The sequence below is a fragment of the Caballeronia sordidicola genome (genome assembly GCF_001544455.2).
GTDB lineage: Bacteria > Pseudomonadota > Gammaproteobacteria > Burkholderiales > Burkholderiaceae > Caballeronia > Caballeronia sordidicola.
Window position 1 is genome coordinate 70,883 of sequence record NZ_FCOC02000004.1, and the last position, 26,868, is coordinate 97,750.

Below are 26,868 nucleotides of genomic sequence, written 5' to 3' on the forward strand. Positions count from 1 at the left end.
CGGCTTTACTTCGCCGGCGGCCTGAAGCCGAATTGCGCGAGCGTCTTCTGGCCTTCCGGCGACAGCACATATGCAATGAACTGCTGGGCGTCGGCGGCGTGCTTGCTTTGCGCAACCTGGGCGATCGGATACGTGATCGATGTTTGCGTGGGCACGGTCAGCGCCACTTTCACGCGATCCGGCATCACGGCGGCGTCCGTACTGAACACGAAGCCCGCGTCCACTTCGCCGCGCGCCACATAGTCCAGGCTTTGGCGCACGTTCGACGCAAGGACGCCCTTGGCGCTGACCGCGTCCCAGACACCCGCTTCCTTGAGCGCACCTTCCGTGTAACGGCCAACCGGCACGGACGCCGGATCGCCGTAAGCCACGCGCTTCACGCTGGATTCGGTCAGGTCCTTCACGCTGGCCGGTGCGAACGCGCTGTCCTTCGGCACGATCAACACGAGCGAATTCGCGGCAAAGTCACGGCGCGATTCGGTGACGATCACCTTTTCCTGGATGGCTTTGTCCATTGCTTTCTGATCGGCGGAGGCGAAGACATCGGCGGGCGCGCCTTTCACGATCTGCTGCATCAGCACGTCGGACGCACCGAAGTTCATCAGGACCTTGGTGCCTGGATGTTGCTTCTCGTAGGAATCGCCGATGGCCTTGAATGCGTTCGTCAGGCTCGCGGCCGCGGAGACGACGATTTCATCGGCGTGGGCCGCGCTCTGCAAAGTTAAGGTGGAAACGGCTAAAACAGCAGCAATCAGCGAATGTTTGAGTTTGAACACGATGGCCAGGTCGAAATGAATGGAAAGCGCATCGTAATATATTCGTGGCTATAACGGGAGGCTCTTACACGCTGACATGCGTTCGTACGTATTTATTTGCTATCTCAGGATTGCCTCGGGCTGCCGAACTGGACATCGATATGTCGTATCGGCGTCGCCGCTGGCTTGTCGTATTGGCCTGCTTTCCAGCGCGCCCGGATAAACGGCTGCTCACGGCCGGACAAGTGCAGCGCAATGTCGGTAATCCAGCGTTGTGTAGGAACGGGAATCCCGTGCAGCACGACCGTGACGACCGCGAGGCTGATGACGACCGGTGCGGGCGACAACTTGCCCGCTTCCGCGCGCCATGCATACGCAACGAACAAGAGAGCCGCCGCCGCGCCGAGTCCACAGCCGGTGACCACTTCGGACACCGAATGTGCGTTCAGCAAAATGCGCGATACGCCCACCACGATTCCCACCAGCACGCCGAGCAGGACGCCGAGCCCGCGGACCCATTGCCGGCCAGGCAGGCACGCGACGAACAACGCAACCGGCAACACCGCCGACGAAATCATGGCGTGGCCGCTGATTCCCGTGAAGTCTAGTTCGCGCACGCCGATACCCCAGCCCATGAACGCGAGTTTGGTGACAAACACGAGCCCGCTTGCGCCGCCGAGCAGCACGACCCAGCACACGGCGTAGCGCCATGGATAACCGAGCGCGAGCCAGGCGGCCACCGCAAGCGCGAGCGGGATCATGACGCCGACACTGCCAATCGATGTAATGGTGAGCCAGAGGGATAGTGGCAAGTCAGGCATGAAGATTGTTCTGCATAGCGGGAAAAAGCAGACATTATAGCTGGCGAGCCAAGCCTCAAAGTTATTTGGATGCATAGCCCAAAACTAGCGGATGAGGCATAACGTCGCCTAATTTGTTCACTTTCGACGTCTTTGTATCCGCAATGTGCGACAAGTGAAATTCTGTGTCGCGCGCACGGCGCTCGAATAAATGCTATTGTGCACTGCACAACATCCGTCATTCCCGCAGTGGTTTAGCGGCCTGATTTCCAGTGTGCGAGACCTAATTCGATGCCTAAAAGTCTGACAAAATTATGGCTGCGAGGCTTGAAACGCCTGGTCGCCACCCAACTCACGCCGCCCAGATCCCCCAAGCCGCGTACTGCGGCCCGATCTGTCGGCGCCAAGACGGCAAAGCCTGCGGCAGCCACCCCAAGGCCCGCGGTCAAGCCACGTACGCCCGTCAAAGCGCGTGCTGTGCGCGAATCACGGGTGCGTCCCCGCGCATCTGCATGGGCGGCAGGGAAATGGACGCGTTCGTTTCACTCGGCACCGCCAGCGGCCGGCCGGTTCGTGAATCATCTGGCCTATGCGTTGTATTTGCCGACCAACGCCACGATTGCCCGCATGCCATTACTGGTGATGATGCATGGCTGCCAGCAATCCGCTGAGGATTTCGCGCAGGGAACACGGATCAACTTGCTCGCGGACCGGTATGGATTCGCGGTCTTGTATCCCGAACAGTCGAAGACCGCTCACGTTCACCGTTGCTGGCACTGGTATGAGGAATCCGCCGGATCGGGTGGTGGGGAGGCGGCGTCGGTGGTTTCACTGGTAAGAGAGATCACCACGCAGTACGACCTGGACCCCGAGCGCGTGTACCTCGCCGGGATGTCGGCGGGCGCGGGCCTCGCCGCCATGCTTGCGGTCAAATATCCATCCGTTTTCGCGGCCGTGGGCTTGCATTCGGGCGTTGTTTTCGGCGACGCCAATTCCGGCATCGACGCAATGGACATCATGCGGCGAGGCTCGCGTAAAGATCCGGTGGCGTTGATCGACGCGTCAGTCGATGTTGCACGCTACCCGGGCATGCCGGTCGTGATCGTGCATGGCGAGCTGGATTCGGTGGTGTCGAAGGTCAATGCCGAGCAACTGACTACGGAATTCCTGCGCCTGAACCGTTTTATCGATGCCAACGGCGCGTGGCGAAATGGCGAACGCCGGGAAGAGACGCAACCGGACGGCGTAATGACGGATTACGTGAAAAACGGGCGGCGCGTGGTGCGCAGTTGCATTGTGCGCGGCCTCGGCCACGCCTGGAGCGGTGGTGACGATACCGTGCCATTCCATTCGGCCAAAGGTCCGGACGCCTCAGCCATGCTCTGGGAGTTTTTCAAGCATCAGCGCCGCGTCCAGGCCGCAGTTCAAGACGAGACGCTCGCATAGAGCCAGTGTTGTAAAAAAGTCTTTTGCGTCAAAAGGCCTTTTTGAACGCTAGCATGTGACTAGGGATTACCCTATACTTCGTAAAAGAACTAGGTAATTACCCTATATCACCCAAGCGAGGTTCACCATGTATCTGCTCAGCCGCCTCTTCCTGTTCCTGACGAAATCCGCCGACCAGCGTGACAAGGAGCGTAACGACGCTTATCTGGCCGAAGCCACTGACATTTACGACCTCGAGTACCGCATGAAGAAGCTGGATCGTCGCGCATCGGCACGTCATCCTTCGTGGCTCGCGCAGTAATTCAACCGTCGTAATGAAGTACAAGCAGGATTCGATACGTCAAAATCGGCGGTATCGAAGCAAAAAAATGCCGGCTCCAATGGCCGGCATTTTTGCATTTTGCGTTTCGGCGTCCGAGGGCTTTCGCCCTCGTTGACGTAAATTAGGCCAGCTTGACGCGCACGTCCACGTTGCCGCGCGTTGCATTCGAGTACGGGCAAACCTGGTGAGCCGTATCGACCAGTGTTTGCGCTTCGGCCGCGTCCAGGCCCGGCAGCGAAACACGCAATTCAATGTCCAGCGCAAAGCCGCCCTGGTCGTTCGGGCCTACGCCAACATCGGCGGAAACGGTGGTGTCGGCCGGGATGGTTTTCTTTTGCTGGCCGGCCACAAACTTCATCGCGCTCAAAAAGCAAGCTGAATAACCGGCCGCGAAAAGCTGTTCCGGGTTCGTGCCAGCAGCACCCGCGCCGCCCAGTTCCTTCGGCGCACTCAATTTCACATCCAGGTTCTTGTCCGACGATACCGCCCGGCCGTCGCGGCCACCCGTGCTTGTTGCGTGTGCGGTGTAAAGAATGCTCATGATCCTTCTCCTGTTCAATGGTTGCCCGCCTGACGGCGGAAGGGTGTTTGGAAGTGCAGTGACCACGGAGATAAATATATCGCGCTAATCATTAGCGTGCAAACTAAATTAGCATCCACGACGATTGTTAATTTCTATCGATTCCATCAAGCTTCGTTATATTCCATCAGTGACGCACGCAAACGCATGAGTTCGTCGCGCAGTTTGACCAGGCGCTCGCCGTCGGACCCCGCCGCGCAATAGATCTCGCCAGGAATGCCGCGGATGGCTTTTTTTAGCGTACGACCGGCGTCCGTGAGATGAATATGCACTTGCCGTTCGTCTTCCGTGCCGCGCACGCGCTTTACAAACCCTTGCGCCTCGAGCCGCTTGAGCAACGGCGTCATGGTGGCCGAATCCAGGCTCAAACGCTCGGCCATCTGCTTGACGGTCAGCGCATCGCTTTCCCACAACACGAGCATCGTCAAGTATTGCGGATAGGTCAGACCGACCTTGTCCAGAAGCGGTTTGTACGTTTTTGTCATCGCAAGCGATGTGGAATAGAGCGCGAAGCAAAGCTGAGCGTCGAGTTCAAGCGGAATCTGCGGGGAAGAAGTCATGGCTGTCAGGGCGCTACGCAAATAACAATACCTAACGATACTGCACGCGAATCATTAGTGCACGAAGCAAATGAAAAAGCGCCGGCGACTTTGAAGGTCATCGGCGCTTCGGTGTGTCTTTTGTCGAAAATTGTCAGGCCGCAGGTCCTGACAAATCGGGAATATCGTCGGCGGGATTTTCGGATTGCAAGCCGAAACAGCCGCGATATGTCGCGTAAAACGAGCAGTACAACGCGGTTGTGACGAGAATGGACGCCGGCATCAGTACGGCGAGCGCCATCTCCTGACCGACGCCGAGCACTTGCATCAGCGCACTAAGGCCGAACGACACGGCCAGCGCCACTCCAATCCACAACGCGCCATACAGCACAAACGCACCGCGATTGCGCCAGCAGCCGACAAAGCTGAAAAACAGCGCCTTCGCGGGCGGCACGTCGTGCCACGCAACGAGAATCGGTGCGAACCAGAACAGCATGGCAACGGGGATGTAACAGGCCATTGCGACGAGCACCGCCAGCGGATTGAAACTCGCGGCAACGGTTTCCGGATCGCCCGCCGGTCCGTTGCCGATCATCAGGTTGAGCAGAATGCCGCCGTCGACCAGCGCCGACAGCGCAAACACAATACCCATCGCGAGCACGTACACCACGCCCAGCACCAGCAGACGCCGGGCGACAATCTGTCCATACGAGCGGAAACCATCGACGAGCACGGTCGGCCATACGGGCTGCTTGGCGATGGTATTGCGGCAAGCGGCCATGAATCCCACCGCGACGCCTGGAATCAGCAGCAGCGGCAGCACGGGACCGATCACGGGCAGCCGCGAAATCAGCGTCATGGCGAACAGATACGCGAAGAACACCGTGAGAAACGCGAGCGGATTCCGGCGAAACAGCCAGATACCCTGGCGGAACCACACATAACCGGTTTTTGCGGGGACTTCGATCAAATGCATTGATTAATTACCGTCAGCGGGAGGGGGCGCAGATTGGATGCGCTCACGCAGAATGCGTTCGAAATGGCCAGGATCGTGCGGTTTCAGCATTTCGGCTTCTCGTGGCCGGTAAAAGTCATAAAGACGCGATACCCAGAAGCGCAAAGCGCCCGCGCGCAGCATGTCGTTCCAGTGATGTTCTTCGGCAGGCGTGAACGGCCGAACGGTCTGATACGCGCGCAGGAGCGCGTCCGTGCGCGCGGCGTCGAGCACGCCGGTTGCGAGGTCGACGCACCAGTCGTTCACGCAGACGGCGACATCGAAAAGCCATTTGTCGTTGCCAGCGAAATAAAAGTCGAAAAACCCGCCAAGACGCGTTTCATCCGCCGTGGGATGCGCGAACAGCACGTTGTCGCGGAACAAGTCGCAGTGGCACGGACCTTCGGGCATTGCCCTGTATTCAGCCGATGCAAAAAACGCCGCTTGATGCGCGAGTTCATCGGCTATAAGTGCGCGCTGGTCGCCGCTCAGATGCGGTAGCACGGCCGGCACGTTTTCCTGCCACCACGCGAGACTGCGCAAATTCGGCTGGTACGACGCGAAATCGCGGCCCGCCAGGTGAAGCCGCGCCAGCATATGTCCCACTTCAATGCAGTGCGCCGGCGCGGGAGACAATTCCGGCGCGCCGTCGAGCTTTGTCACAATCGCCGCCGGCTTGCCGTTGAGCATGCCGAACAGCGCGCCATCGCGACGAGGCATGGGATCTGGAACCGGCACCGCATGCGACGCCAGATGGCGCATCAGATCGAGATAAAACGGCAGTTGCGTGGCCGTGAGGTTCTCGAAGATGGTCAGGACAAACGCGCCGCGCGTGGTCGTTAGAAAGAAGTTGCTGTTCTCGATACCGGATGCAATGCCACGGAAATCGGTCACTTCGCCGAGTTCGTAGTTCTGGAGCCAGTCGGTTAGCTGGGAATCGGAGACAGCGGTGAATACGGCCATGCGGGAGAACGTCGGTGAGGTTGGAAGGCGGGCGGGTCAGTGCGGAATGCCGTTATACGTTGGCGGCACATCGGCGAACGCCGGGTATGGTTATTGTGGTAACTAACCAATCCAAACCCGGCGCGGCGTTAAAACTCAGTAGCGCAAATTCCACGACGGCAGGCGTGTGCTCGGCTTGCCGTTGTCACGCACGGTCGGCGACGTGTCGGCGGGCGCGCTCATCTGGTAGCGCGTGCCGAAATTCGAGCGCACATTGATTTCAACGGGCTTGCCCTTGTCGCGATATTCGGTGATTTCGGTGCCGTTCGTGCTCGTCTCGTGATAGCTCGGCAAGCGCGGCGGCGAGATTTCCACTTTCGAGCTGACTTCCGCGGCCGGGCGATTGATCGCCTTCAGGTCGGGCAAGCCGGCGTTTTCCTCGGGAGACATGACGTGCGCCGGAGTTGCATCCGTCGCGGCTGCCGATTGAGCGGGAAGGCTCTGCGCGTTTGCGCCGATGCTGGCTGCGGCCAGGAAAGCCGCCATGGCGACAGATTGAAGCGACTTCATGATGTTTCTCCAGATGAGTCCCCGAATTTTAGCAAAACGCACCCGCTTGAGGGACGCTTATAGCCTTTTGAACCGTCTCCTCGACCTCATTTTGCGCTGGTTTCAAATAAAGCACCGCGCGGCGGCTCATTGTGTTGAAGAAACGCATCGGTGGCAGGGGTGTTCATGGCCGCGTGGTTCTTCCGTGTTAATGTCGATTCATCACAAGAGCGCATGAAGAACATGACAAACGACCGGACTCAAGCCAGCCATTCCACCCCAGCCAACAACTTCCCCACGGAATCGTTCGACGACCCCGTGGCCGCGGTGGCGCGGGTATCGGCCATCTATGAAGCCAACACGGCATTCTTGCGCGACGCCTTCGCGCGCTACAGGAAGAACGAGCCGTTTTCGCATCGCGTGCGGGCGTGTTATCCGTTCGTGCGCGTGCGCACCGAACTGAATACGCAGATCGATTCACGCCGTTCGTACGGATTTGTCGCCGGGCCGGGTATCTTCGAAACCACGCTGACGCGCCCCGACATGTTCGGCGATTATTATCGTGAGCAACTGCGGCTGCTCGCCAAGAACCATCATGTCGGCATTGAAGTGGGTGTGTCGGCGCAGCCCATTCCCATTCATTTTGCGTTTGCGGAAGGCATTCACCTGGAGGGCGATCTGGATCGCGACCGGCTGCTCGCCATGCGCAATATCTTCGACATGCCTGATCTCGCGCTGCTGGACGACCGCATTGTGAACGGCACGTACGAGCCGGGTCCGGGCGAGCCGCATCCGCTGGCGTTGTTCACGGCGGCGCGGGTGGATTTCTCGTTGCATCGGCTGAAGCATTACACCGCGACTTCGCCCACGCACGTGCAGAACTACGTGCTTTATACGAACTACCAGTTTTATATCGATGAATTCGTGAAGGTCGGGCGCAAGATCATGTCCAAGGCCGACGATGAAGAAACGCGGACGTATCGTAGCGAATACACGTCGTTTGTCGAGCCCGGCGACGTGATCACGGGCAATGAAAACCTCGGCGATCTGCAGGAAGAACCGCAAGGCGTAGCGCCCGCGCGCTTGCCGCAAATGCCGGCGTATCACCTGAAACGCGCGGACGGCAGCGGTATCACGATGATCAACATTGGCGTGGGGCCATCGAACGCCAAGACGATCACCGACCATATAGCGGTGTTGCGCCCGCATGCGTGGATCATGCTTGGGCATTGCGCCGGATTACGCAATACGCAGCGTCTGGGCGATTACGTGCTTGCGCATGGTTACGTGCGCGAAGACCACGTGCTCGACGCCGACCTGCCGCTCTGGATTCCCATTCCCGCATTGGCGGAAGTTCAGGTGGCGCTGGAAAAAGCCGTCGCGCAGGTGACCAAGCTCGAAGGCGTGGACCTGAAGCACGTGATGCGCACCGGAACGGTCGCGAGCGTGGATAACCGCAACTGGGAATTGCGCGATCATCGCGAGCCGGTGCAGCGTTTATCGCAGAGCCGCGCCATTGCGCTCGATATGGAAAGCGCGACCATTGCGGCAAACGGGTTTCGTTTCCGGGTGCCTTACGGAACGCTGCTGTGCGTCTCCGATAAACCCCTGCACGGCGAACTGAAATTGCCCGGCATGGCGGATCAGTTTTATCGTGCGCAAGTGGACCAGCATTTGCAGATCGGCGTAATGGCGATGGAACTGCTGCGCATGAACGGGCTGTCGAAGCTGCATAGCCGGAAGTTGCGCGGCTTCGCCGAAGTCGCGTTTCAGTAAGCGCAAAAAGCGGCTCCGTAAAAGGAGCCGCGTTTCAACCCTGCCGTGCACGCATCAAGCCATCAAAGATAGAACATCCGGTCTTCGTCGGACTTGCCTTCGGCCGGCTGTTCTTCCGCCGTCTCGCGGTCTTCATAGAATTGCAGCACCGCTTCGAGCACCTGATCCGGATTGTCGATGACCTGCATCAGGTCCAGGTCTTTCGCGCTGATCACGCCATTCGGCACGAGCGTGTTGCGGAACCACGAAAGCAGGCCCTCCCAGAACTCGCCGCCCACCAGCACGATGGGAACATGCCGCGACTTCTTGGTCTGGATCAGCGTGAGCACTTCGGCCATTTCGTCGAGCGTGCCGAAACCGCCCGGCATGACGACCACGGCGTCCGAGTTCTTCACGAACGTGACCTTGCGCGTGAAAAAATGGCGAAAGCGCAGAGAGATATCCTGCCACTGATTGCCCGACTGCTCGTGCGGCAACTCGATGTTCAATCCCACCGACGGCGACTTGCCCGCATGCGCGCCCTTGTTCGCGGCTTCCATGATGCCGGGGCCGCCGCCGGAGATCACGGCGAAGCCTGCGTCGGAGAATTTCTGCGCAATTTCAATGGTGAGCTGGTAGTACGGCGACTCGGGTTTCAGGCGCGCCGAACCATAGATGCTGATGGCAGGGCGGATCTCGGACAGGTACTCGGTCGCCTCGATAAACTCTGCCATAATCGTGAACATCTGCCACGATGCGCGGGCCTTCTTGGCCGTCGCGCGCTCTTGATCTGCGAGCGATCGCAGACTCGGAATCACTTTTCTTTTGTTCATAATGCCTGAAGAACCTAATCTTGAAGGTAAGACCCTGCTATTGGTCGATGGATCCAGCTATCTGTATCGGGCCTACCATGCCATGCCGGATCTGCGCGGGCCGCATGGCGGGCCGACGGGCGCGCTGTACGGAATGATCAACATGCTGCGGCGCCTGCGCAAGGACATCAATGCAGAGTATAGCGCGTGCATATTCGACGCCAAGGGCAAGACGTTTCGCGACGACTGGTACGCGGATTACAAGGCCAACCGGCCGTCCATGCCCGATGACCTTTCGAAGCAGATAGAACCCATCCACGAAACCGTGCGGGCGCTCGGCTGGCCGCTCGTGATGATCGAAGGCGTGGAGGCCGACGACGTAATCGGCACGCTTGCTGTGGCGGCCGAAAAGCGCGGCATGAAGGTTATCGTGTCGACAGGCGATAAGGATCTGGCGCAGCTCGTGACGGATCATGTCACCCTCATCAATACGATGTCCAACGAGACGCTCGATCGCGCCGGGGTGCTGAGTAAGTTCGGCGTGCCGCCGGAGCGGATCGTCGACTATCTCTCGCTCATCGGCGATACGGTCGATAACGTACCGGGCGTCGAGAAGTGCGGACCGAAGACGGCGCTGAAGTGGCTCACACAATACGAAACCCTTGATGGCATCGTGGCACATGCGAGCGAAATCAAAGGTGCGGTGGGAGACAATCTGCGCCAAGCTCTGGACTTCCTTCCCATGGCCAGAAAGCTCGTTACCGTACATACGGAATGCGACCTGAAGGCGCAGATCGCGTCCATTGAAGAAACACTGCCGTCGCGGCCCGAAGCGCGCGACGAACTGCGCGATCTGTTCACGCGCCACGGCTTCAAGACGTGGCTGCGCGAAGTCGAGATTGCCGACGCGGTGGAAGGTCCCACGGACACGCCGCCCGCGCCCGCCACGGAAATGGAGCGGCATTACGAAACCGTGCAGACGTGGGAACAGTTCGATGCATGGCTCGCACGCATCAATGCCGCCGAACTGACTTCCTTCGATACCGAAACGACCGCGCTCGACCCCATGCTCGCGCAGCTCGTCGGGCTGTCGGTGTCGGTCGAGCCGGGACGCGCGGCGTATATTCCGGTGGCGCATCGCGGTCCGGACACGCCCGTGCAGTTGCCGCGCGACGAAGTCCTGCAGAAGCTTAAATCGTGGCTCGAGGATCCATCGAAGAAAAAGGTCGGCCAGCATCTGAAGTACGACGAGCAAGTGCTCGCGAACTACGGTATCGAGTTGAACGGTGTCGAGCACGACACGCTGTTGCAGTCGTATGTGCTGGAGTCGCACCGGCCGCACGACATGGACAATCTTGCGCTGCGGCATCTGGGCGCGAAGACCATCAAGTATGAAGAGGTCGCGGGCAAGGGCGCGTCCCAGATCGGCTTCGACGAAGTCGCGCTGGACCAGGCCGCGCCATACGCGGCCGAAGACGCGGACATCACATTGCGGCTGCATCAGGCGCTGTTTCCGCAACTCGCTGACGAAGCGCAGCTGCTGCATGTGTATCGCGATATAGAAATGCCGACCTCGCGCGTATTGCGCAAGATGGAGCGCAATGGCGTACTGATCGACGGCGAGTTGCTGCGCGTGCAAAGCGGCCAGATCGCGACGCGTCTGATCCAGCTCGAAGCCGAGGCATACATGCTCGCGGGCGGCGAATTCAATCTTGGATCGCCGAAGCAGATTGGCCAGATCTTCTTCGAGAAGCTGCAATTGCCGGTGGTCAAGAAAACGCCGAGCGGCGCGCCTTCCACCGACGAAGAAGTCCTGCAGAAGCTCGCGGAAGATTATCCGTTGCCGAAGATCCTGCTCGAGCATCGTGGCTTGTCGAAGCTGAAATCGACGTACACGGACAAGCTGCCGCGCATGGTCAACGCGCAGACTGGCCGGGTGCATACGAACTATGCACAAGCTGTCGCGGTGACGGGGCGGTTGTCATCGAATGAACCGAACTTGCAGAACATTCCGGTGCGGACCGCCGAAGGACGGCGCATTCGCGAGGCGTTCATTGCGCCGCCGGGAAGCAAGATCGTCTCAGCCGATTACTCGCAGATCGAGTTGCGGATCATGGCGCATATCTCCGGCGATCCTTCGCTCATGCGCTCGTTTGCCGAGGGCGAGGATGTGCACCGGGCAACGGCGTCCGAGATTTTTGGCGTGACGCCCATCGAGGTATCGAACGATCAGCGGCGCATCGCGAAGGTCATCAACTTCGGGCTGATCTATGGCATGAGCGCGTTCGGGCTGGCGTCGAATATAGGCATCTCGCGTGACGCGGCGAAGCTTTATATCGACAGATATTTCCAGCGCTATCCGGGCGTGGCCAACTACATGGACGAAACGCGCACGAAGGCAAAGCGCGATGGCTTCGTGGAGACGGTGTTCGGGCGGCGCCTGTGGTTGCCCGAGATCAATGGCGGCAGCGGTCCGCGCCGGCAGGGCGCCGAGCGCGCGGCGATCAATGCGCCCATGCAGGGCACGGCTGCGGACCTGATCAAGCTGTCCATGATCGCGGTGCAGGACTGGCTGGAAGCATCGAAGATACAAACCAGGATGATCATGCAGGTCCACGACGAACTCGTGCTCGAGGTGCCCGAAGCCGAATTGCCGGAAGTGCGCCGACGTCTGCCGGAACTCATGTGTGGCGTCGCGAAGCTGAAGGTGCCGCTGGTCGCCGAAGTCGGCGTGGGCAACAACTGGGAAGAAGCGCATTGAGCGGGTTTCAATGATGTCACGGGAGAATTGAATGCATCGCTTCATAATCGTCGGCGGCGGGGCGGGCGGGTTGGAACTGGCTACGCGCCTTGGCGACAAGTTCGGCAGCGCCAATGGCAAGCGCGCGGCGCGTGCGCAGGTGACGCTCATCGACCGGAATTCCACGCATATCTGGAAGCCGCTGTTGCATGAAGTGGCGGCCGGCAGCCTGGACCCGTTCTCGCAGGAGTTGCCCTACGCGGCGCAAGCGCGCTGGCATGGCTTCGAGTTTCAGCAGGGCGATCTGCTGGGTATCGACCGGACCGCGAAGAAGGTCAGGCTCGGTGCGCTTCTCGACGACGAAGCCGGCGAATTGTTGCCGCAGCGCGATCTGGAATACGACACGCTGATCGTGGCTATTGGCAGTACAACCGCGTTCTTCGGCGTGCAGGGCGCGCAGGAAAATTCGCTCGCGCTGGATACGGTGGATCAAGCCGAACTGTTTCGCAAACGGTTGATCGCCGCGTGTATCCGCGCGGAATACCGGGCGCCCGATCCGCAAACCATCAGTCCAGCCGATGCCGCGACAAGGCAGCCTCGCGTTCAGGTCGCGATTGTCGGCGGCGGCGCGACGGGTGTGGAGTTATCGGCGGAATTGCGCAATACCGCGCAGGTGCTGCACGCTTACGGGCTGCATAAGCTCGATCCGAAACACGATATTGGCATCGTGCTGATTGAAGCAGGCCCGCGCATCCTGCCCGCGCTGCCCGAGCGTGTGTCCACGGCGACCGCCGAGTTGCTGGCAAAACTGGGCGTCAGTCTCATGACCGGCGAAACGGTGGCGGAAGTGTCGCGCAGCGCGATCCGCACGGCGAGCGGCAAGACCATTGCGGCGGATCTGACCGTGTGGGCGGCTGGCATTCGCGCCCCAGCCATATTGTCCAATCTCGACGGACTCACGACCAACCGCCTCGGCCAACTTATTGTGCGCCGTACGCTGCAGACCGAAATCGACGACAACGTGTTCGCCCTCGGCGATTGCGCTGCATGCGCGTGGCCGGGCGGCGAGAAAGAAGGCCGGAATGTGCCGCCGCGCGCGCAAGCCGCGCATCAGCAAGCGAGTTTCCTGCTGAAGTCGCTGGAACGAAGGCTCGAAGACAAGCCGCTGCCCGACTATACGTATCGGGACTTCGGCTCGCTCGTATCGCTTGGGCATTTCAGCGCGGTCGGCAGTCTGATGGGCGGGTTGATCGGCGGGAACATGCTGATTGAAGGGCTTTTTGCGCGCTTCATGTACCAGTCGCTTTACCGGATGCACATTGCAGCACTGCACGGCTGGGCGCGCATGGCGCTCGATACCGTCGCGCACTGGCTGCGGCGCTCCACCGCGCCGCGGGTCAAGCTGCACTGAGGCTGCGCAAGCAGGCAGGGCAGAAGTGAGCAGGCGGCGTAAAGCTGTTTAGAATGGGCGGCACGCCTTGGAAGCGGTTTCGTTCAAGGCGTGGTCGTAGTCAAAATCCTTGCCGTGCCTCGCTGCCAGGCGCATCAGCCCGGCACAGGGGCTTACCCGTTCAGGATGGTCCGGTGCGCTTCTGGCCGCCGCCGGCCGTCCCTTCGCGGCCCCACGCCGCTGGAGTTCTGCATGCTTACGCCTGAAATCGACAGCCTCGTTCCGCATGTTCCGTTCAATCGCCGCACGTTCATCAAGGCGGCGGTCGGCAGCGGGTTTGCCGCCTGCGTCTTGCCGGTTTCCGCGCAAACCATCATCACCGACAGCGACGGTCTCGAAGCTGGCCCGGTAGGCTTCAAGGCCGCCGACGGCACGCTGGTGCCCGCATACCGCGCGCAGCCAAAAGGCAAGACGCACTTGCCGGTGATCATCGTGATTCATGAGATTTTTGGCGTGCACGAGCATATCGCCGATGTCTGCCGCCGCTTCGCCAAGCTCGGTTATCTCGCGGTCGCGCCCGACCTCTACGTGCGCGAGGGCGACGCATCGAAGTATCCGTCGATGCAACAGCTCAACGACCAGCTCGTCTCCAGGGTGCCCGATGCACAGGTGTTATCGGATATCGATTCAACAGTTGCGTGGGCAGGCGAGAACGGCGGCGATTTGAACCGGCTGGGAATTACGGGTTTCTGCTGGGGCGGGCGGATCACGTGGTTGTATGCCGAGCGCAATCCGCGCATCAAGGCAGCGGTGGCGTGGTATGGGCGCGTTGCTGGCGCGAAGACCGCGAACAATCCCGCGAATCCGCTGGACCTTGCCGCGAATCTGAAAGCGCCGGTTCTCGGGCTATACGGCAAGCTCGATCAAAGCATTCCGCAGGACACGCTGGCCCAGATGAAGCAGGTGATTGCGACCGGCCCGGAGGTGGCGCGCGGCTCGCAGTTCGTTGTCTACGATGACGCGCCGCATGCGTTTTTCGCGGATTACCGGCCGAGCTACCGGAAAGCGGATGCCGAGGATGGCTGGAAGCGCGCGCTTGCGTGGTTCAAGGAGCACGGGGTCAAGTGACTCGCGCACGCGCCTGATCCGTCTGGACCGGGTGCGTGCAATTGCCTATGCCGCCGCGCCCGTCGCCACTGGCCGCGATGCGTCCGAGCTCCATTCGCTCCACGATCCCGGATACAGCGCCGCGCCGTGCAATCCGGCGACTTCCATCGCCAGTGCGTTGTGGCAGGCTGTCACGCCCGATCCGCATTGCAGCACCGCGCGATCCGGCGGCGTTGCGCCGAGCAGCGCGCCAAACGTCTCGCGCAATTCGTGCGCGGTCTTGAAGCGGCCATCGGCGCCTAGGTTGTCCTTGAAAAAGCGATTCAGCGCGCCGGGAATATGACCGCCGACGGCATCGAGCGTCTCGTTTTCCCCGCGATACCGGTCGGCCGCGCGGGCGTCGATCAGCACGCGCTCGTGGGTGTTCAGATTGCGCAGGACGCCATCCACGTCGATGGTCACAGCGAGCGGCGCGCTTGCCTTGAACGTGCCCGTCGACGCCGCCGGCGTTTCGGCATCGAGCGGCTGGCCGGCCGCTTGCCATGCCTGCAGGCCGCCGTCGAGCAGCGCGACCGAGTCGTGTCCGAGCCATCGCAGCAGCCACCACAGGCGCGCGGCGTACATGCCACCCTGGGCGTCGTAGGCGACCACTTGCTGGCCTTCGTTCAAGCCGATTTCCTTGAGCCTCGCGACGAGCGCCGCGCGCTCCGGCAGCGGGTGGCGGCCGTTTTTCCCGGTTTTCGCCCCGGATAGGTCGCGATCGAGATGCAGATAATGCGCGCCTGGAATATGCCCCGACGCGTACGCGGCCTCACCGGCATCGGGCGCGGCAAGGTCGAAGCGGCAATCGACAATGAACACGCTGCCAGGCGCGGCGGCAATGCGCTCGACAAGATTGGCCGCGGAAATAAGCGTGGTGTAGTGCGTGTGCGGCATGACGGCTCCCGAAGCAACGCGCGGCCACCGTTGCTCAAGCGGCATAAGGCGCGTTGCGAAACTTTAAGATTCAAGTCTAAACAAAAAAAGACGGGCCAAAGCCCGTCTTTCCTAACAAAACCGTATCACCCTCAAATCTCGCCCAACTGCCGGCGCAAGAACTCGTGAAAGTGCTGCATGCCGGATTCCATCGGACTCTGGTACGGCCCGACTTGCGACTCGCCGCGATTCATCAGCGCGCGCCTGCCGGCATCCATGCGTTCGGCGATTTCGTCGTCCTCGCGCGCGGTTTCCATATACGCGGCCCGCTCGGCTTCGATGAACTCGCGCTCGAACAGCGCGATTTCCTCAGGATAATAAAACTCCACAATGTTGGTGGTCTTTTGCGGCCCTTGCGGGATGAGCCACGACACCACCAGCACGTGCGGATACCACTCGATCATGATGCCCGGGTAATACACCATCCAGATCGCGCCGAATTCCGGCAGCTTGCCGTCGCGGAACCGCAACACCTCGTCGTGCCATTTGCGATAGATCGGGCTGCCCGGCTTCTCAAGATTCTTGTGCACGCCAACTGTCTGCACGCTGTACCAGTCGCCGAATTCCCACGTCAGGTCGTCGCAGGAAACAAAACTTCCCAGACCCGGATGGAACGGCGCCACGTGATAGTCCTCGAGATACACCTCGATAAAACTCTTCCAGTTGTAATTGCACTGGTGTACTTCGACGTGATCGAACATGAAGCCCGAAAAATCGAAATGCCTGGCGGGCCCAAGCCGGGCGAGGTCGGCCGCGACGTCGCGCCCGCTCGCTTCAAACAGCAGCCCCTGCCAGTTCTGCAAAGGTGACTTGCCAAGGTTGAGGCAGGGTTTGTCGGCGAAATGCGGCGCGCCGAGCAACTGTCCGTCGAGATCGTAGGTCCAGCGGTGCAACGGACAGACGATGTTTTCCGCCGTGCCGCGCCCGTTCAGCATGATGGCCTGGCGGTGGCGGCACACGTTCGACAACAGCTCGATTTCGTCCTGTTTGTTACGGACGAGCAGACGCCCTTCGCCCTCGCCGGGCAAAGCAAAATAACTTCCCGCCTCGGGCACCATGAGTTCGTGCCCGATGTAGCGTGGACCGCGTTTGAAAAGCGTGTCGATTTCGCGCTTGAGAAGCGCTTCGTCAAAGTAAGCCGTGACTGGCAACTGACTGTGAATGGCGTTCAGTTGCAATGCATTGCTCAGATTGGACATTCCCACTCCCGTGAAGACGTGAAAGCAGTGAACAACCCAACCATCGAAAATTCGATTTAGGGAGACCGCGAATTATAACGAAAACCCTTTCAATGGGGCGTTCGGTGACTTGTTTTGGGTCAAATCCCGGTGCAGAGTTCCGGGAAAATTACTGGACTGCGGAGAATTCTCAAGGATGAGCGCTGGGACCCTGAGACGCGCCACAGGCATGGGTGAGCGCACGGTGGAGGCCGGAAAAGCGGCTTTTGCCGTAGAATGTCCGACTTGTTCCCAAAATCCGACATTACACCCACGATTCATGGCGAAGACCGCAACGCAGGAAGGCTCGGCTAGCGCGGAGAACGCGCCGCTCCCGGAGAATTACGAAACGGCGCTGGCCGAACTGGAGGGGCTTGTGGCGCGCATGGAGGGCGGCGCGCTGAGCCTCGAGGAATCGCTTGCCGCGTACCGGCGCGGCGCGGCGCTCGTCGGCTTTTGCCAGCAACAACTAGAAAAGGTCGAGCAGCAGGTTCGCGTGCTCGATGGCGACACATTAAAACCGCTGCCCGCCGAGGTTCAGCGCGCCACCCAGGGCGCGGACACATCGGCAGATGACGGGGACGACTTATGACTTTCGACCAATGGATGCGCGCGAGCCTCGATCGCGTGGAAACGGCGCTGGAACATTACCTGCCGGGCACGGACGTCGCGCCCGCAAAACTGCACGAAGCGATGCGCTACGCGGTGCTCGGCGGCGGCAAGCGGGTGCGCCCGCTCCTGTGCCACGCCGCCGGAGAGCTGACCGGCGCAACCGCGCCCGCGCTGGAAGCCGCGAGCGCCGCGCTTGAAATGATTCACGTGTATTCGCTGGTTCATGACGACATGCCGGCCATGGACGACGATGCCTTGCGTCGCGGAAAACCAACGGTACATGTGCAATATGACGAAGCGACGGCACTGCTTGTTGGCGACGCGCTGCAATCGCAGGCATTCGTCGCGCTGACGGCGGACAATAACGGCTTGAGCTCCGCCCAGCAGGCCGCGCTTACGCGCGAACTGGCGCTCGCAAGCGGGTCGGTGGGCATGGCGGGCGGGCAGGCCATCGACCTGGAGAGCGTCGGGCGCAAGCTGTCGCGCCCCGAGCTCGAAACCATGCACAGAAAGAAAACCGGCGCCTTGCTGCGCGCGGCCGTGCGAATGGGCGCACTCTGTGGCGAAGCGCCGGATGCGGCCGCCATGAGCGCGCTCGACGCCTACGCGGCCGCAGTCGGCCTGGCGTTTCAGGTGGTGGATGACATTCTGGACGTCACCGCCGACTCGGCCACGCTCGGCAAGACGGCGGGCAAGGACGCGAAGGACGACAAACCGACGTACGTGTCGATCATCGGGCTCGATGCATCGCGCGAACTGGCAGCCCAACTTGGGCGTGACGCCCACGCTGCGCTGGCGCCGTTTGGCTCGCCGAATGGCTCGCCGTATGGCCCGCGGGCCGCCCGGCTGGGCGAACTGGCCGACCTGGTTGTGAACCGGGTGCACTGAAACATACGATAAAACGCGAAACCGGCGGGCGTGCAAGATGCTTGCGGACTGACCGGCTTTCGCCAGTTTTCCTAAAATGGGACGACGATGTACGACTTGCTGAAAACTATCGACGATCCGGCCGCATTGCGCGCGCTGGACCGCCACGAACTAAAACCGCTGGCCGAAGAGCTGCGTGCCTACGTGCTCGACAGCGTGTCGCAGACGGGCGGGCATTTGTCGTCGAATCTCGGAACGGTCGAGCTCACGATCGCGCTCCATTACGTGTTCGATACCCCGAATGACCGCATTGTCTGGGACGTCGGTCATCAGACTTATCCGCACAAGATCCTGACGGGACGCCGCGACCAGATGAAAACGCTGCGCCAGGCCGGCGGGATTTCCGGCTTTCCGCGCCGCAGCGAATCGAAATACGACACGTTCGGCACAGCGCACTCCAGCACGTCCATTTCGGCGGCGCTCGGCATGGCGATCGCGAGCAAGCTGCAGGGCGACAACCGCTATTCCATCGCGGTGATCGGCGACGGCGCCATGACCGCCGGCATGGCCTTCGAAGCCATGAACAACGCGGGCGTGGCCGACGACGTGCCGCTGCTCGTGATCCTGAACGACAACGACATGTCCATCTCGCCGCCGGTCGGCGCGTTGAATCGCCATCTGGCGCGCCTGATGTCGGGCCGGTTCTATGCGGCGGCGCGCGCCGGCGTCGAACGGGTGCTGCGGGTCGCGCCACCCATGCTCGACCTCGCCCGCAAGCTCGAGGAACACGCGAAGGGCATGATCGTGCCGGCCACGTTGTTCGAGGAATTCGGTTTCAACTACATCGGGCCAATTGACGGTCACGATCTCGAATCGCTGATTCCGACACTGCAGAACATCAAGGAACTGCGCGGCCCGCAATTCCTGCATGTCGTGACCAAGAAGGGACAGGGCTATAAGCTCGCCGAAGCCGATCCCGTCCTGTATCACGGTCCCGGCAAGTTCAATCCGGCTGAAGGGATCAAGCCGTCTGCGGCGCCATCGAAGAAAACGTATACGCAAGTTTTCGGCGAGTGGCTCTGCGACGCCGCCGAGCAGGATTCCCGCGTCGTCGGCATTACGCCGGCCATGCGCGAAGGCTCGGGCATGGTGGAGTTCGAGAAACGCTTTCCGGATCGCTATTTCGATGTCGGCATCGCCGAACAACATGCCGTGACGTTCGCGGGCGGGCTTGCTGCCGATGGCATGCGGCCGGTCGTCGCGATTTATTCCACTTTCCTGCAGCGCGCGTACGACCAGTTGATTCACGACGTGGCGTTGCAGAACCTGCCGGTGGTGTTCGCCATCGACCGGGCGGGTCTGGTTGGCGCGGACGGCGCGACTCACGCTGGTAACTACGATCTCGCGTTCCTGCGCTGCATACCGAATATGACGGTGATGGCCGCGTCGGACGAAAACGAATGCCGCCAGATGCTCTATACGGCGCTGCAGCAGCCGAATCCCACGGCCGTGCGATATCCGCGCGGCGCGGGTACGGGCGTGAAGACGGTCAAGAAGATGACCGCCATTCCACTCGGCAAGGGCGAAATCCGCCGTGAATCGACGCAGCAGGCCGGCTCCGGCACGCGTATCGCCATTCTTGCATTCGGCACGATGGTCGCCCCGGCGCTGGCCGCCGCCGAGGAACTGGACGCCACGGTCGCCAACATGCGTTTCGTCAAGCCAGTCGATGCGCAATTGCTGCGCGAACTGGCCGCGACTCATGATTTCCTCGTGACCGTCGAGGAAGGCGCGATCATGGGCGGCGCGGGCTCGGCCTGCGTGGAAAGCCTGCTGGCGAGTTCCGTCGTGAAACCGGTGCTGCAGCTTGGGCTGCCGGACGTGTTCATCGATCACGGCGATCCGGTCAAGTTGCTGGTGTCGTGCGGGCTGGACGGCGCGGGTATCGCCAAGTCGATCCGCGAGCGTTTTTTCAACGACGCCGTATCTCGTGACGTCGAAAACAATACAGGCAAGCTGACGAAACGCGTCGCCTGAACTTGATGAATGCAGTGCCACGGTGGACGTCGGGGACGTCCGCCGGATTGCGTCCACGCATGCATCCTCGCGCGCCACAGACCAAAAACCGCGCGACGGACAAGGAAATACAATGAACCAGATGAATCCCGCCTTTGCAATGCCCGATGTCCAGAGTTCGCTCGACATCCGGCAAATCCCGATTCAGCGTGTGGGCGTAAAAGCGGTTCGATATCCGCTGACCGTCCGGACATCGACTGGCGAATTGCAGCCGGGCGTGGGCCTCTGGAATCTGGACGTGCATCTTCCCGCCGAACAGAAAGGCACGCATATGTCGCGTTTCGTCGCGTTGCTCGACGAACATCGCGCACCGCTCGACCAGGCCGCTTTCCGGACGATGCTCGCCGCGATGCTTCTCAAGCTCGAGGCGCATTCGGGTCGTATCGAGGTGTCGTTTCCGTATTTCGTCATGAAGACCGCGCCGGTTTCGGGCGTTCAAAGCCTCATGGATTACGAGGTCACGCTGACCGGCGAGATGCGCGCGGGCGAGACGCGTGTGTCACTCAAGGTGCTCGTGCCGGTGACAAGCCTGTGCCCGTGCTCGAAGCAGATTTCGCAGTACGGCGCGCATAACCAGCGCTCGCACGTGACCATTAGCGCCGAGTTCACGGGCGATCTGGCCATTGAAGACCTGATCCGGATTGCGGAAGAAGAGGCGTCGTGCGAGTTGTGGGGTTTGTTGAAACGGCCCGACGAGAAGTTCGTGACTGAGCGTGCCTACGAGAACCCGAAGTTCGTAGAAGATCTGGTTCGCGATGTCGCCACGCGCCTGAATGCCGACGAGCGAATCCTGGCGTTTGTGCTGGAAGCGGAAAACTTCGAGTCCATCCACAATCACAGCGCCTACGCGGTGATCGAGCGCGACAAGCGGGTTTCCTGAATTTTTCTAAGATCTACGCCGCCGCGAGCGACGTCAAATCCCAGCGCGGCTTTACCGTGAACGCGTAGTTGCGCACAGCCTGATCGGGCCAGCGCGCGAGCCTCAACGCACCGGCTAGCGCGATCATGGCGCCGTTATCGGTACATAGCGACAGGTCGGGGTAGTGCACTTCGAAGCGCCGCTTTTTCGCGGCAGCCGAAAGCGCCTCGCGTAATTGCCGGTTCGCGCCCACGCCGCCCGCCACCACCAGCCGTTTCAAGCCAGTCTGTTTCAATGCCGTGATGGATTTTGCCGTCAGCACGTCGACGGCGGCATCGACAAAACCGCGCGCCAGATCCGCCTTCGATTGCTCGCAGACGTTCGCGCCAAGCTTGCGGCTGTGCGTGAGCACCGCCGTTTTCAATCCGCTGAAACTGAAGTCGAGATCGCCGGAATGCAGCATCGGGCGAGGCAGTTTCACGGCGCCTGGCGTGCCGAATTCAGCTAGCCGCGAGACTTCCGGGCCGCCAGGATAGCCGAGGCCCAAAAGCTTCGCAGTTTTGTCGAAGGCCTCGCCGGCGGCGTCGTCCAGCGTCTCGCCGAGCGTTTCGTACTCGCCGACGTCCGTGACGCGCATCAACTGCGTGTGTCCACCCGATACCAGCAGCGCAACGAACGGGAACGGCGGCGGTTCGCTCACCAGCAGCGGCGACAGCAGATGTCCTTCAAGGTGATGAATGCCGACAGCCGGCAAATCCCACGCCATGGCCAGGGCGTTCGCCACGCTCGCGCCGACCAGCAGCGCGCCGGCGAGGCCGGGGCCTTGCGTGAACGCGATCGCGTCGATGTCGGCGGGAGCCGTTCCGGCTTCGGCCATGACCTGTTCGAGCAGCGGCAACGCGCGGCGGATATGGTCACGGGAAGCCAGCTCGGGCACCACACCGCCATATTCCCGATGCATGGCGATCTGCGAATGCAGTGCGTGCGAAAGCAGGCCGCGCTCGGTGTCGTAGAGGGCGAGGCCGGTTTCGTCGCAGGAACTTTCAATGCCTAAAACAAGCATGGCGTGGGGGTTTCCGGGTTTTTGGTGCAGCGAAACAGTATACCAGCGGGGCGCGTTGCCGCTCATGCCGGCCGGGCCGTCGCCCGGTGATCAAAACGCTACAATGCGCGCCATGGAAACTTACGATATTGCTGTCATCGGCGCGGGCGCTGCGGGCATGATGTGCGCCGCCGTGGCCGCGCAAAACGGTCGTCGAGTGGTGCTGATCGACCATGCCGAACGGCTTGCGGAAAAGATCCGCATTTCCGGCGGCGGCCGCTGCAACTTCACGAACATCAACGCCGGGCCGGCCAATTTTTTATCGGCGAATCCGCACTTTTGCCGCTCCGCGCTCGCCCGCTATACACCACAGGATTTTCTCGCACTGCTCAAGCGGCATCGCGTGGCATGGCATGAGAAACACAAAGGCCAGCTTTTCTGCGATGACTCCAGCGAGTCGATCATCCAGGTCCTGAAAAGCGAATGCGACGCGGGCGGTGTGACCTGGCGGCGGCCGGTAACCATTGAGACGATCAGTCACGACGGCGACCGCTTCACGCTCGCGACCACCGCGGGCGCGATCTCCTCTGCGGCGCTTGTGGTCGCGACCGGCGGTTTGTCCATCCCGAAGATCGGCGCAACGGACTTCGCTTATCGCGTGGCCAAGCAGTTCGGCCACAAGCTCGTCGATACCCGGCCCGCTCTCGTGCCGCTCACTTTCGCACCCGCCGACTGGGAGCCGTTCGCGGCGTTGTCCGGGTTGTCCGTGCCCGTGGAATTGGGCGCCGGAACCGGACGCCAACGTACCGAATTCGCCGAGGATCTCCTGCTTACGCATCGCGGTTTATCCGGTCCGGGCGTGCTGCAGATTTCGAGCTACTGGAATCCGTCGGAGCCGATCTGCATCGATTTGCTTCCCGGAACCGATGCCACCAGCGACTTGATCGCCGCCAAGCGCGAATCGCGCAAGCAGGTCGGCACGTTCCTCGCGGAACGAGTTCCGGCGCGCCTCGCGCAAACCTGGCTGGACGTTCAGCGCGTGCCGGCGGATGCCCGTCTCGCCGATCTTCCCGACAAAACGCTGCGCCGGCTCGGCGAATCCCTGTCGCGCTGGACGCTCACGCCCAACGGCACGGAAGGCTACCGGAAAGCCGAAGTCACGCGCGGCGGCGTGGACACGCGCGAGCTTTCGTCGGCCACCATGATGAGCGCGCGCGTTGCGGGTTTGTATTTTATCGGCGAGGCCGTCGACGTCACCGGCTGGCTCGGCGGATATAACTTCCAGTGGGCATGGGCGTCGGGTGCGGCGGCGGGCAAGGCGGCGGCCGAACAGGTTCGCGCCTGAACATGCACGAGGCGGGTGCTCGATGCCGCAAACCCATGACCAGCATGGTTTTCGCTTGTAGCATCCGGTAAGGGGAAAGCGCGTTCCCGGCTTAGAAATCCTGTTTTCGACCTGCTATACTGCTTCGTTCATAGCGGCAATCGGCGCAAAGCAAGCAGTCCGAGCGCAAATCAAGTGCAAACGGGGTGGTGATCCATGAAAGACAATTCGATCCCTTCCGAACCCGCGCTGGACCAATGCGTCCGGCGCTGCGTGAGCCCGCTCGACAAGCATTCGCAACATCCTGTTCATGATCCCGCTTGAGGAAACGTCCCAAGCGGGTTTTTGCATTGAGCCGTGAACGGCCGGATATTTTCAACACAGCATCAGCAGAGTCCAAGCAATGAGCCTTAAAGACCAGATCACCGACGACATGAAAACCGCGATGCGCGCGCGCGAAACCGAGCGCCTCGGGACCATCCGGCTATTGCTGGCGGCGATCAAGCAGCGCGAAGTCGATGAGCGCATCACGCTGGACGACGCGGCGATCACGGCTGTCATCGACAAGATGATCAAGCAGCGCAAGGACTCCATCAGCCAGTTCCAGACCGCCGGACGCGACGACCTCGTAGTGAAGGAGCAATCCGAGCTGGGCGTCCTGGCTGCCTACATGCCTGAGCAGTTATCGGCCGACGACATCAACGCCGAGATCCAGGCTGCCGTGGCGGCGACCGGCGCCGCGGGCCCGCAGGATATGGGCAAGGTGATGGGCGTGCTCAAGCCAAAGCTTGCCGGCCGTGCCGACATGACGGCGGTATCGGGCCTCGTGAAAGCGGCGCTCGCCAAACAGGCTTCATAAAGACATCGCAAAAGACCCAATTTAGTGATTCCGCATTCGTTTCTTCAGGACTTGCTGAACCGCGTCGATATTGTCGACGTGGTAGGCAGGTTCGTCCAGTTGAAGAAGGGCGGCGCGAATTTCATGGGCCTGTGCCCGTTCCATAACGAGAAAAGCCCGTCGTTCACAGTCAGCCCGACCAAGCAGTTCTATCACTGCTTCGGCTGCGGCGCGCACGGCACGGCGATCAGCTTTCTCATGGAGCACACGGCGCTCACTTTCCCCGAAGCCGTACAGGAACTGGCCCAATCGGTCGGCTTGACGGTTCCGCAAGAACCGTCGCGGCTTGCGGGCGGGTCAGGTGGCGAAGCTTACTCACCCGCACCGAGCAAGGCGGTCAGCGTTGCATTGACCGAGGTCATGCAGACTGCGTGCGACTTTTACAGGAAGCAATTGCGCGGGGCGCCTGGCGCCATTGAATATCTGAAAAAGCGCGGGCTCACCGGTGAAATCGCGCTGCGCTTCGGACTCGGTTATGCGCCGGACGGCTGGCAAAACCTGGAAAGCGCGTTTCCGGACTACAAAAACGACAACCTGGTTGAAGCCGGACTGGTGATCGTCAGCGAAAAAAGCGACAACCAGGGCCAATCCCGCCGATACGACCGCTTCCGCGAACGCGTGATGTTCCCTATCCGGAATGTGAAGGGCAACGTGATCGGTTTTGGCGGACGCGTGCTCGATGGCGGCGAACCCAAATATCTGAATTCGCCGGAAACGCCGCTATTCAGCAAAGGTAGCGAGCTATACGGGCTGTTCGAAGCGCGGCTTGCGATTCGCGAACTTGGCTACGTGCTGGTCGTCGAAGGGTATATGGATGTCGTCGCGCTCGCCCAGCTTGGTTTTGCAAACGCGGTCGCTACGCTCGGCACCGCTTGCACGCCGGTTCACGTTCAAAAGCTGTTTCGTCAGACCGAAACCGTGGTGTTCAGCTTCGACGGGGATTCCGCAGGCCGCCGCGCGGCGCGCCGGGCGCTGGAAGCCTGCCTGCCGCATGCTGCAGACAACCGCACGATCCGCTTTTTGTTCTTGCCGAAAGAACATGATCCGGACAGTTACGTGCGTGAATTCGGCGCGGACGGATTTGGCGAACAGGTCGACCACGCCATGCCGCTGTCGCAGTTTCTGCTCAACGAGATCCTGAACGACAAGGAACTCGACCAGCCCGAAGGCCGCGCCAAGGCGCTGTTCGACGCTAAGCCGTTGCTGCAGGCGCTGCCGGCCAACGCACTGCGCGTGCAGATCCTGCACATGCTGGCCGATCGGCTGAATACGCCGTTTGGTGAAATTGCGGCATTGTGCGATATCGATTCACGCGCGGCGGCGGTTGCCCGGGCCGCGTTGCCCAAGAGCGAACGGCGGCGCGTGAAAGGACATGAGCAACGCGCGTTGCGCAATCTGGTGATGTATCCGTCCATCTATACAACGCTCGATCATGAAAGCGAGCAGTCGCTCGTGACCATGACGGAGCACGGCGAATTGTTCAGCGAGGTGATCGGGCACGCGCGGGAATTGGGCGAGGCGGCGGAATTCCAGATGTTGTCGGATCTGTTGCGCAATGCCGCAAACGCGGCGACTTACGAGGATATCTTCCAGGAAATTCTCGCCTATGATGAAAATGTACGAGACCTGCTGATGCGCGATCCCGCCGATGAAGCGGCGAACGAGCGCGTTCAGGAGCAAAAAAAGCATCTGGCGGAAGAGTTGCAGGCAACCGTCGTGAAGCTTCGGCAGGATAGTTATCGAAGCCGGCTGGATCAACTGGCGCAGCAAGCCAGCTTGACGGCAGAAGAAATTGCCGAATTTTCGGAATTATCGGTTAAAGCTGCTCAAATCAAGGCGGCACGTGGGGTGAGTCGGGACATTTAAATCGCGCATGCTACAATTAAAGGTTTTCAGCAAGTTGTTTTTTTGACTTTTGTGCTCATTTGCGAAAAGAGGTGAGACACGCATGGTTAAGACTGCTAGCGGGAAGAAAACAACGGCACGTGGCTCGAACGAGTCAAGATGGGCAGTGGCCCAGAGCCGGTCAGTTCCTTCCTCCGGAGCGTCCAAAAACCGTGCGGCAGTCATTCAGTCACCTTCCAGTTCGCCTGCGTTGGGCACTAAGAAGCAAGGCTCGGTTGCATCGGCGGTGAGTGCGGGGCCGGCCAGGGCGGCGAAAGCCGTCAGGCCGCCAGGCAAAAAGACGCTGGGTCAGTCGACAGGTCGGGCCGGCAGGATTTCCGGCCAGTCAGGTGTGGCGGGCGAGGCGGGGAAGGCCGGAAGTT

Annotated in this window: 24 protein-coding genes; 13 read left to right on the plus strand and 11 right to left on the minus strand. The window is 61.0% G+C overall.

Translation table 11 applies throughout. The features are described 5' to 3' along the window. Nucleotides 1-5: 5 nt before the first annotated feature. Both modA and AWB64_RS09590 read right to left on the minus strand, forming a co-directional pair. Nucleotides 6-755 carry a molybdate ABC transporter substrate-binding protein gene (gene modA, locus AWB64_RS09585; protein WP_060818730.1) on the minus strand — a complete coding sequence of 250 codons (750 nt, stop codon included), beginning with the start codon at nucleotides 753-755 and terminating at the stop codon, nucleotides 6-8. Nucleotides 756-880: 125 nt separating this feature from the next. After that, nucleotides 881-1,576 (minus strand): phosphatase PAP2 family protein, encoded by a 696-nt coding sequence (locus AWB64_RS09590; RefSeq protein ID WP_060818485.1) that lies wholly within the window; start codon nucleotides 1,574-1,576, stop codon nucleotides 881-883. A 270-nt stretch (nucleotides 1,577-1,846) separates the two neighbouring features. Between AWB64_RS09590 and AWB64_RS09595 the strand changes: the two genes are divergently transcribed. Both AWB64_RS09595 and AWB64_RS30825 read left to right on the plus strand, forming a co-directional pair. Then, nucleotides 1,847-3,001, plus strand: a complete 1,155-nt coding sequence (locus tag AWB64_RS09595; protein WP_060818486.1) for an extracellular catalytic domain type 1 short-chain-length polyhydroxyalkanoate depolymerase — start codon at nucleotides 1,847-1,849, stop codon at nucleotides 2,999-3,001. 127 nt (nucleotides 3,002-3,128) lie between these two features. Continuing rightward, on the plus strand, nucleotides 3,129-3,302 hold the full coding sequence (locus tag AWB64_RS30825; RefSeq protein WP_069638402.1) for a DUF3563 family protein: 174 nt from the start codon (nucleotides 3,129-3,131) through the stop codon (nucleotides 3,300-3,302). 142 nt (nucleotides 3,303-3,444) lie between these two features. Here AWB64_RS30825 and AWB64_RS09600 read toward each other — a convergent pair whose 3' ends face one another. From AWB64_RS09600 to AWB64_RS09620, 5 genes are all read right to left on the minus strand, one after another. Then, nucleotides 3,445-3,864 (minus strand): organic hydroperoxide resistance protein, encoded by a 420-nt coding sequence (locus AWB64_RS09600; protein WP_060818487.1) that lies wholly within the window; start codon nucleotides 3,862-3,864, stop codon nucleotides 3,445-3,447. Between the two features lie 146 nt (nucleotides 3,865-4,010). Beyond that, the gene (locus AWB64_RS09605; RefSeq protein ID WP_060818488.1) at nucleotides 4,011-4,463 is read right to left on the minus strand and encodes a MarR family winged helix-turn-helix transcriptional regulator; all 453 of its coding nucleotides are present in this window, start codon (nucleotides 4,461-4,463) and stop codon (nucleotides 4,011-4,013) included. Between the two features lie 133 nt (nucleotides 4,464-4,596). After that, a complete protein-coding gene (locus AWB64_RS09610; RefSeq protein ID WP_060818489.1) occupies nucleotides 4,597-5,418 on the minus strand; it encodes a BPSS1780 family membrane protein in 822 nt (273 codons plus the stop codon). A 3-nt stretch (nucleotides 5,419-5,421) separates the two neighbouring features. Beyond that, on the minus strand, nucleotides 5,422-6,399 hold the full coding sequence (locus AWB64_RS09615; protein WP_060818490.1) for a homoserine kinase: 978 nt from the start codon (nucleotides 6,397-6,399) through the stop codon (nucleotides 5,422-5,424). Between the two features lie 135 nt (nucleotides 6,400-6,534). Then, entirely contained in the window at nucleotides 6,535-6,948 is a 414-nt protein-coding gene (locus AWB64_RS09620) for a hypothetical protein (protein WP_060818491.1), read from the minus strand. A gap of 222 nt (nucleotides 6,949-7,170) precedes the next feature. On the opposite strand from AWB64_RS09620, the gene AWB64_RS09625 reads away from it, so the two are divergent. Then, nucleotides 7,171-8,703 carry an AMP nucleosidase gene (locus AWB64_RS09625; protein ID WP_060818732.1) on the plus strand — a complete coding sequence of 511 codons (1,533 nt, stop codon included), beginning with the start codon at nucleotides 7,171-7,173 and terminating at the stop codon, nucleotides 8,701-8,703. A 62-nt stretch (nucleotides 8,704-8,765) separates the two neighbouring features. Here AWB64_RS09625 and AWB64_RS09630 read toward each other — a convergent pair whose 3' ends face one another. Beyond that, on the minus strand, nucleotides 8,766-9,515 hold the full coding sequence (locus AWB64_RS09630) for an LOG family protein (protein WP_060818492.1): 750 nt from the start codon (nucleotides 9,513-9,515) through the stop codon (nucleotides 8,766-8,768). Between the two features lies 1 nt (nucleotide 9,516). Between AWB64_RS09630 and polA the strand changes: the two genes are divergently transcribed. From polA to AWB64_RS09645, 3 genes are all read left to right on the plus strand, one after another. Continuing rightward, a complete protein-coding gene (gene polA, locus AWB64_RS09635) occupies nucleotides 9,517-12,255 on the plus strand; it encodes a DNA polymerase I (RefSeq protein ID WP_060818493.1) in 2,739 nt (912 codons plus the stop codon). 31 nt (nucleotides 12,256-12,286) lie between these two features. Continuing rightward, on the plus strand, nucleotides 12,287-13,645 hold the full coding sequence (locus tag AWB64_RS09640) for an NAD(P)/FAD-dependent oxidoreductase (protein WP_060818494.1): 1,359 nt from the start codon (nucleotides 12,287-12,289) through the stop codon (nucleotides 13,643-13,645). 231 nt (nucleotides 13,646-13,876) lie between these two features. Further along, nucleotides 13,877-14,752 carry a dienelactone hydrolase family protein gene (locus AWB64_RS09645; RefSeq protein WP_060818495.1) on the plus strand — a complete coding sequence of 292 codons (876 nt, stop codon included), beginning with the start codon at nucleotides 13,877-13,879 and terminating at the stop codon, nucleotides 14,750-14,752. A 45-nt stretch (nucleotides 14,753-14,797) separates the two neighbouring features. Here AWB64_RS09645 and AWB64_RS09650 read toward each other — a convergent pair whose 3' ends face one another. Further along, nucleotides 14,798-15,667, minus strand: coding sequence for a sulfurtransferase (locus AWB64_RS09650; protein ID WP_060818734.1), 870 nt, complete (start codon nucleotides 15,665-15,667; stop codon nucleotides 14,798-14,800). Between the two features lie 131 nt (nucleotides 15,668-15,798). After that, nucleotides 15,799-16,905, minus strand: a complete 1,107-nt coding sequence (locus AWB64_RS09655) for an aromatic ring-hydroxylating oxygenase subunit alpha (protein ID WP_060818496.1) — start codon at nucleotides 16,903-16,905, stop codon at nucleotides 15,799-15,801. A 298-nt stretch (nucleotides 16,906-17,203) separates the two neighbouring features. On the opposite strand from AWB64_RS09655, the gene AWB64_RS09660 reads away from it, so the two are divergent. The 4 genes from AWB64_RS09660 to folE2 all read left to right on the plus strand — a co-directional run bounded on the left by AWB64_RS09660 (nucleotide 17,204) and on the right by folE2 (nucleotide 21,358). Continuing rightward, on the plus strand, nucleotides 17,204-17,515 hold the full coding sequence (locus tag AWB64_RS09660; protein WP_060818497.1) for an exodeoxyribonuclease VII small subunit: 312 nt from the start codon (nucleotides 17,204-17,206) through the stop codon (nucleotides 17,513-17,515). Further along, on the plus strand, nucleotides 17,512-18,423 hold the full coding sequence (locus AWB64_RS09665; protein WP_060818498.1) for a polyprenyl synthetase family protein: 912 nt from the start codon (nucleotides 17,512-17,514) through the stop codon (nucleotides 18,421-18,423). Before AWB64_RS09660 ends, AWB64_RS09665 begins: the two co-directional genes overlap by 4 nt. An 87-nt stretch (nucleotides 18,424-18,510) precedes the next feature. Continuing rightward, a complete protein-coding gene (gene dxs, locus AWB64_RS09670; RefSeq protein ID WP_060818499.1) occupies nucleotides 18,511-20,439 on the plus strand; it encodes a 1-deoxy-D-xylulose-5-phosphate synthase in 1,929 nt (642 codons plus the stop codon). A 112-nt stretch (nucleotides 20,440-20,551) separates the two neighbouring features. Further along, nucleotides 20,552-21,358, plus strand: coding sequence for a GTP cyclohydrolase FolE2 (folE2, locus tag AWB64_RS09675; protein ID WP_060818500.1), 807 nt, complete (start codon nucleotides 20,552-20,554; stop codon nucleotides 21,356-21,358). 13 nt (nucleotides 21,359-21,371) lie between these two features. Here the strand turns inward: folE2 and tsaD are convergent, their stop codons facing one another. Next, nucleotides 21,372-22,400 carry a tRNA (adenosine(37)-N6)-threonylcarbamoyltransferase complex transferase subunit TsaD gene (tsaD, locus tag AWB64_RS09680; RefSeq protein ID WP_060818501.1) on the minus strand — a complete coding sequence of 343 codons (1,029 nt, stop codon included), beginning with the start codon at nucleotides 22,398-22,400 and terminating at the stop codon, nucleotides 21,372-21,374. A gap of 112 nt (nucleotides 22,401-22,512) precedes the next feature. Between tsaD and AWB64_RS09685 the strand changes: the two genes are divergently transcribed. The 3 genes from AWB64_RS09685 to dnaG all read left to right on the plus strand — a co-directional run bounded on the left by AWB64_RS09685 (nucleotide 22,513) and on the right by dnaG (nucleotide 26,467). Then, nucleotides 22,513-23,724 carry a BaiN/RdsA family NAD(P)/FAD-dependent oxidoreductase gene (locus AWB64_RS09685; protein WP_060818735.1) on the plus strand — a complete coding sequence of 404 codons (1,212 nt, stop codon included), beginning with the start codon at nucleotides 22,513-22,515 and terminating at the stop codon, nucleotides 23,722-23,724. 382 nt (nucleotides 23,725-24,106) lie between these two features. Next, complete coding sequence (locus tag AWB64_RS09690; protein WP_060818502.1) at nucleotides 24,107-24,562, plus strand: GatB/YqeY domain-containing protein; 456 nt, start codon at nucleotides 24,107-24,109, stop codon at nucleotides 24,560-24,562. 24 nt (nucleotides 24,563-24,586) lie between these two features. Next, nucleotides 24,587-26,467 (plus strand): DNA primase, encoded by a 1,881-nt coding sequence (gene dnaG, locus AWB64_RS09695; RefSeq protein WP_060818503.1) that lies wholly within the window; start codon nucleotides 24,587-24,589, stop codon nucleotides 26,465-26,467. Nucleotides 26,468-26,868: the final 401 nt, after the last annotated feature.

Bases quoted from the DNA above. Each gene is read 5' to 3' on its own strand.
- dxs (WP_060818499.1), top strand. From the start codon at position 18,511: ATGTACGACTTGCTGAAAACTATCGACGATCCGGCCGCATTGCGCGCG.
- tsaD (WP_060818501.1), bottom strand. From the start codon at position 22,400: ATGCTTGTTTTAGGCATTGAAAGTTCCTGCGACGAAACCGGCCTCGCC.
- AWB64_RS09640 (WP_060818494.1), top strand. From the start codon at position 12,287: ATGCATCGCTTCATAATCGTCGGCGGCGGGGCGGGCGGGTTGGAACTG.
- polA (WP_060818493.1), top strand. From the start codon at position 9,517: ATGCCTGAAGAACCTAATCTTGAAGGTAAGACCCTGCTATTGGTCGAT.
- AWB64_RS09690 (WP_060818502.1), top strand. From the start codon at position 24,107: ATGAGCCTTAAAGACCAGATCACCGACGACATGAAAACCGCGATGCGC.
- AWB64_RS09595 (WP_060818486.1), top strand. From the start codon at position 1,847: ATGCCTAAAAGTCTGACAAAATTATGGCTGCGAGGCTTGAAACGCCTG.
- AWB64_RS09605 (WP_060818488.1), bottom strand. From the start codon at position 4,463: ATGACTTCTTCCCCGCAGATTCCGCTTGAACTCGACGCTCAGCTTTGC.
- AWB64_RS09645 (WP_060818495.1), top strand. From the start codon at position 13,877: ATGCTTACGCCTGAAATCGACAGCCTCGTTCCGCATGTTCCGTTCAAT.
- AWB64_RS09665 (WP_060818498.1), top strand. From the start codon at position 17,512: ATGACTTTCGACCAATGGATGCGCGCGAGCCTCGATCGCGTGGAAACG.
- AWB64_RS09610 (WP_060818489.1), bottom strand. From the start codon at position 5,418: ATGCATTTGATCGAAGTCCCCGCAAAAACCGGTTATGTGTGGTTCCGC.
- AWB64_RS09600 (WP_060818487.1), bottom strand. From the start codon at position 3,864: ATGAGCATTCTTTACACCGCACACGCAACAAGCACGGGTGGCCGCGAC.
- folE2 (WP_060818500.1), top strand. From the start codon at position 20,552: ATGAACCAGATGAATCCCGCCTTTGCAATGCCCGATGTCCAGAGTTCG.
- AWB64_RS09590 (WP_060818485.1), bottom strand. From the start codon at position 1,576: ATGCCTGACTTGCCACTATCCCTCTGGCTCACCATTACATCGATTGGC.
- AWB64_RS09625 (WP_060818732.1), top strand. From the start codon at position 7,171: ATGACAAACGACCGGACTCAAGCCAGCCATTCCACCCCAGCCAACAAC.
- AWB64_RS09655 (WP_060818496.1), bottom strand. From the start codon at position 16,905: ATGTCCAATCTGAGCAATGCATTGCAACTGAACGCCATTCACAGTCAG.
- AWB64_RS09650 (WP_060818734.1), bottom strand. From the start codon at position 15,667: ATGCCGCACACGCACTACACCACGCTTATTTCCGCGGCCAATCTTGTC.
- AWB64_RS09620 (WP_060818491.1), bottom strand. From the start codon at position 6,948: ATGAAGTCGCTTCAATCTGTCGCCATGGCGGCTTTCCTGGCCGCAGCC.
- AWB64_RS09615 (WP_060818490.1), bottom strand. From the start codon at position 6,399: ATGGCCGTATTCACCGCTGTCTCCGATTCCCAGCTAACCGACTGGCTC.
- AWB64_RS09660 (WP_060818497.1), top strand. From the start codon at position 17,204: ATGGCGAAGACCGCAACGCAGGAAGGCTCGGCTAGCGCGGAGAACGCG.
- AWB64_RS09685 (WP_060818735.1), top strand. From the start codon at position 22,513: ATGGAAACTTACGATATTGCTGTCATCGGCGCGGGCGCTGCGGGCATG.
- AWB64_RS09630 (WP_060818492.1), bottom strand. From the start codon at position 9,515: ATGAACAAAAGAAAAGTGATTCCGAGTCTGCGATCGCTCGCAGATCAA.
- AWB64_RS30825 (WP_069638402.1), top strand. From the start codon at position 3,129: ATGTATCTGCTCAGCCGCCTCTTCCTGTTCCTGACGAAATCCGCCGAC.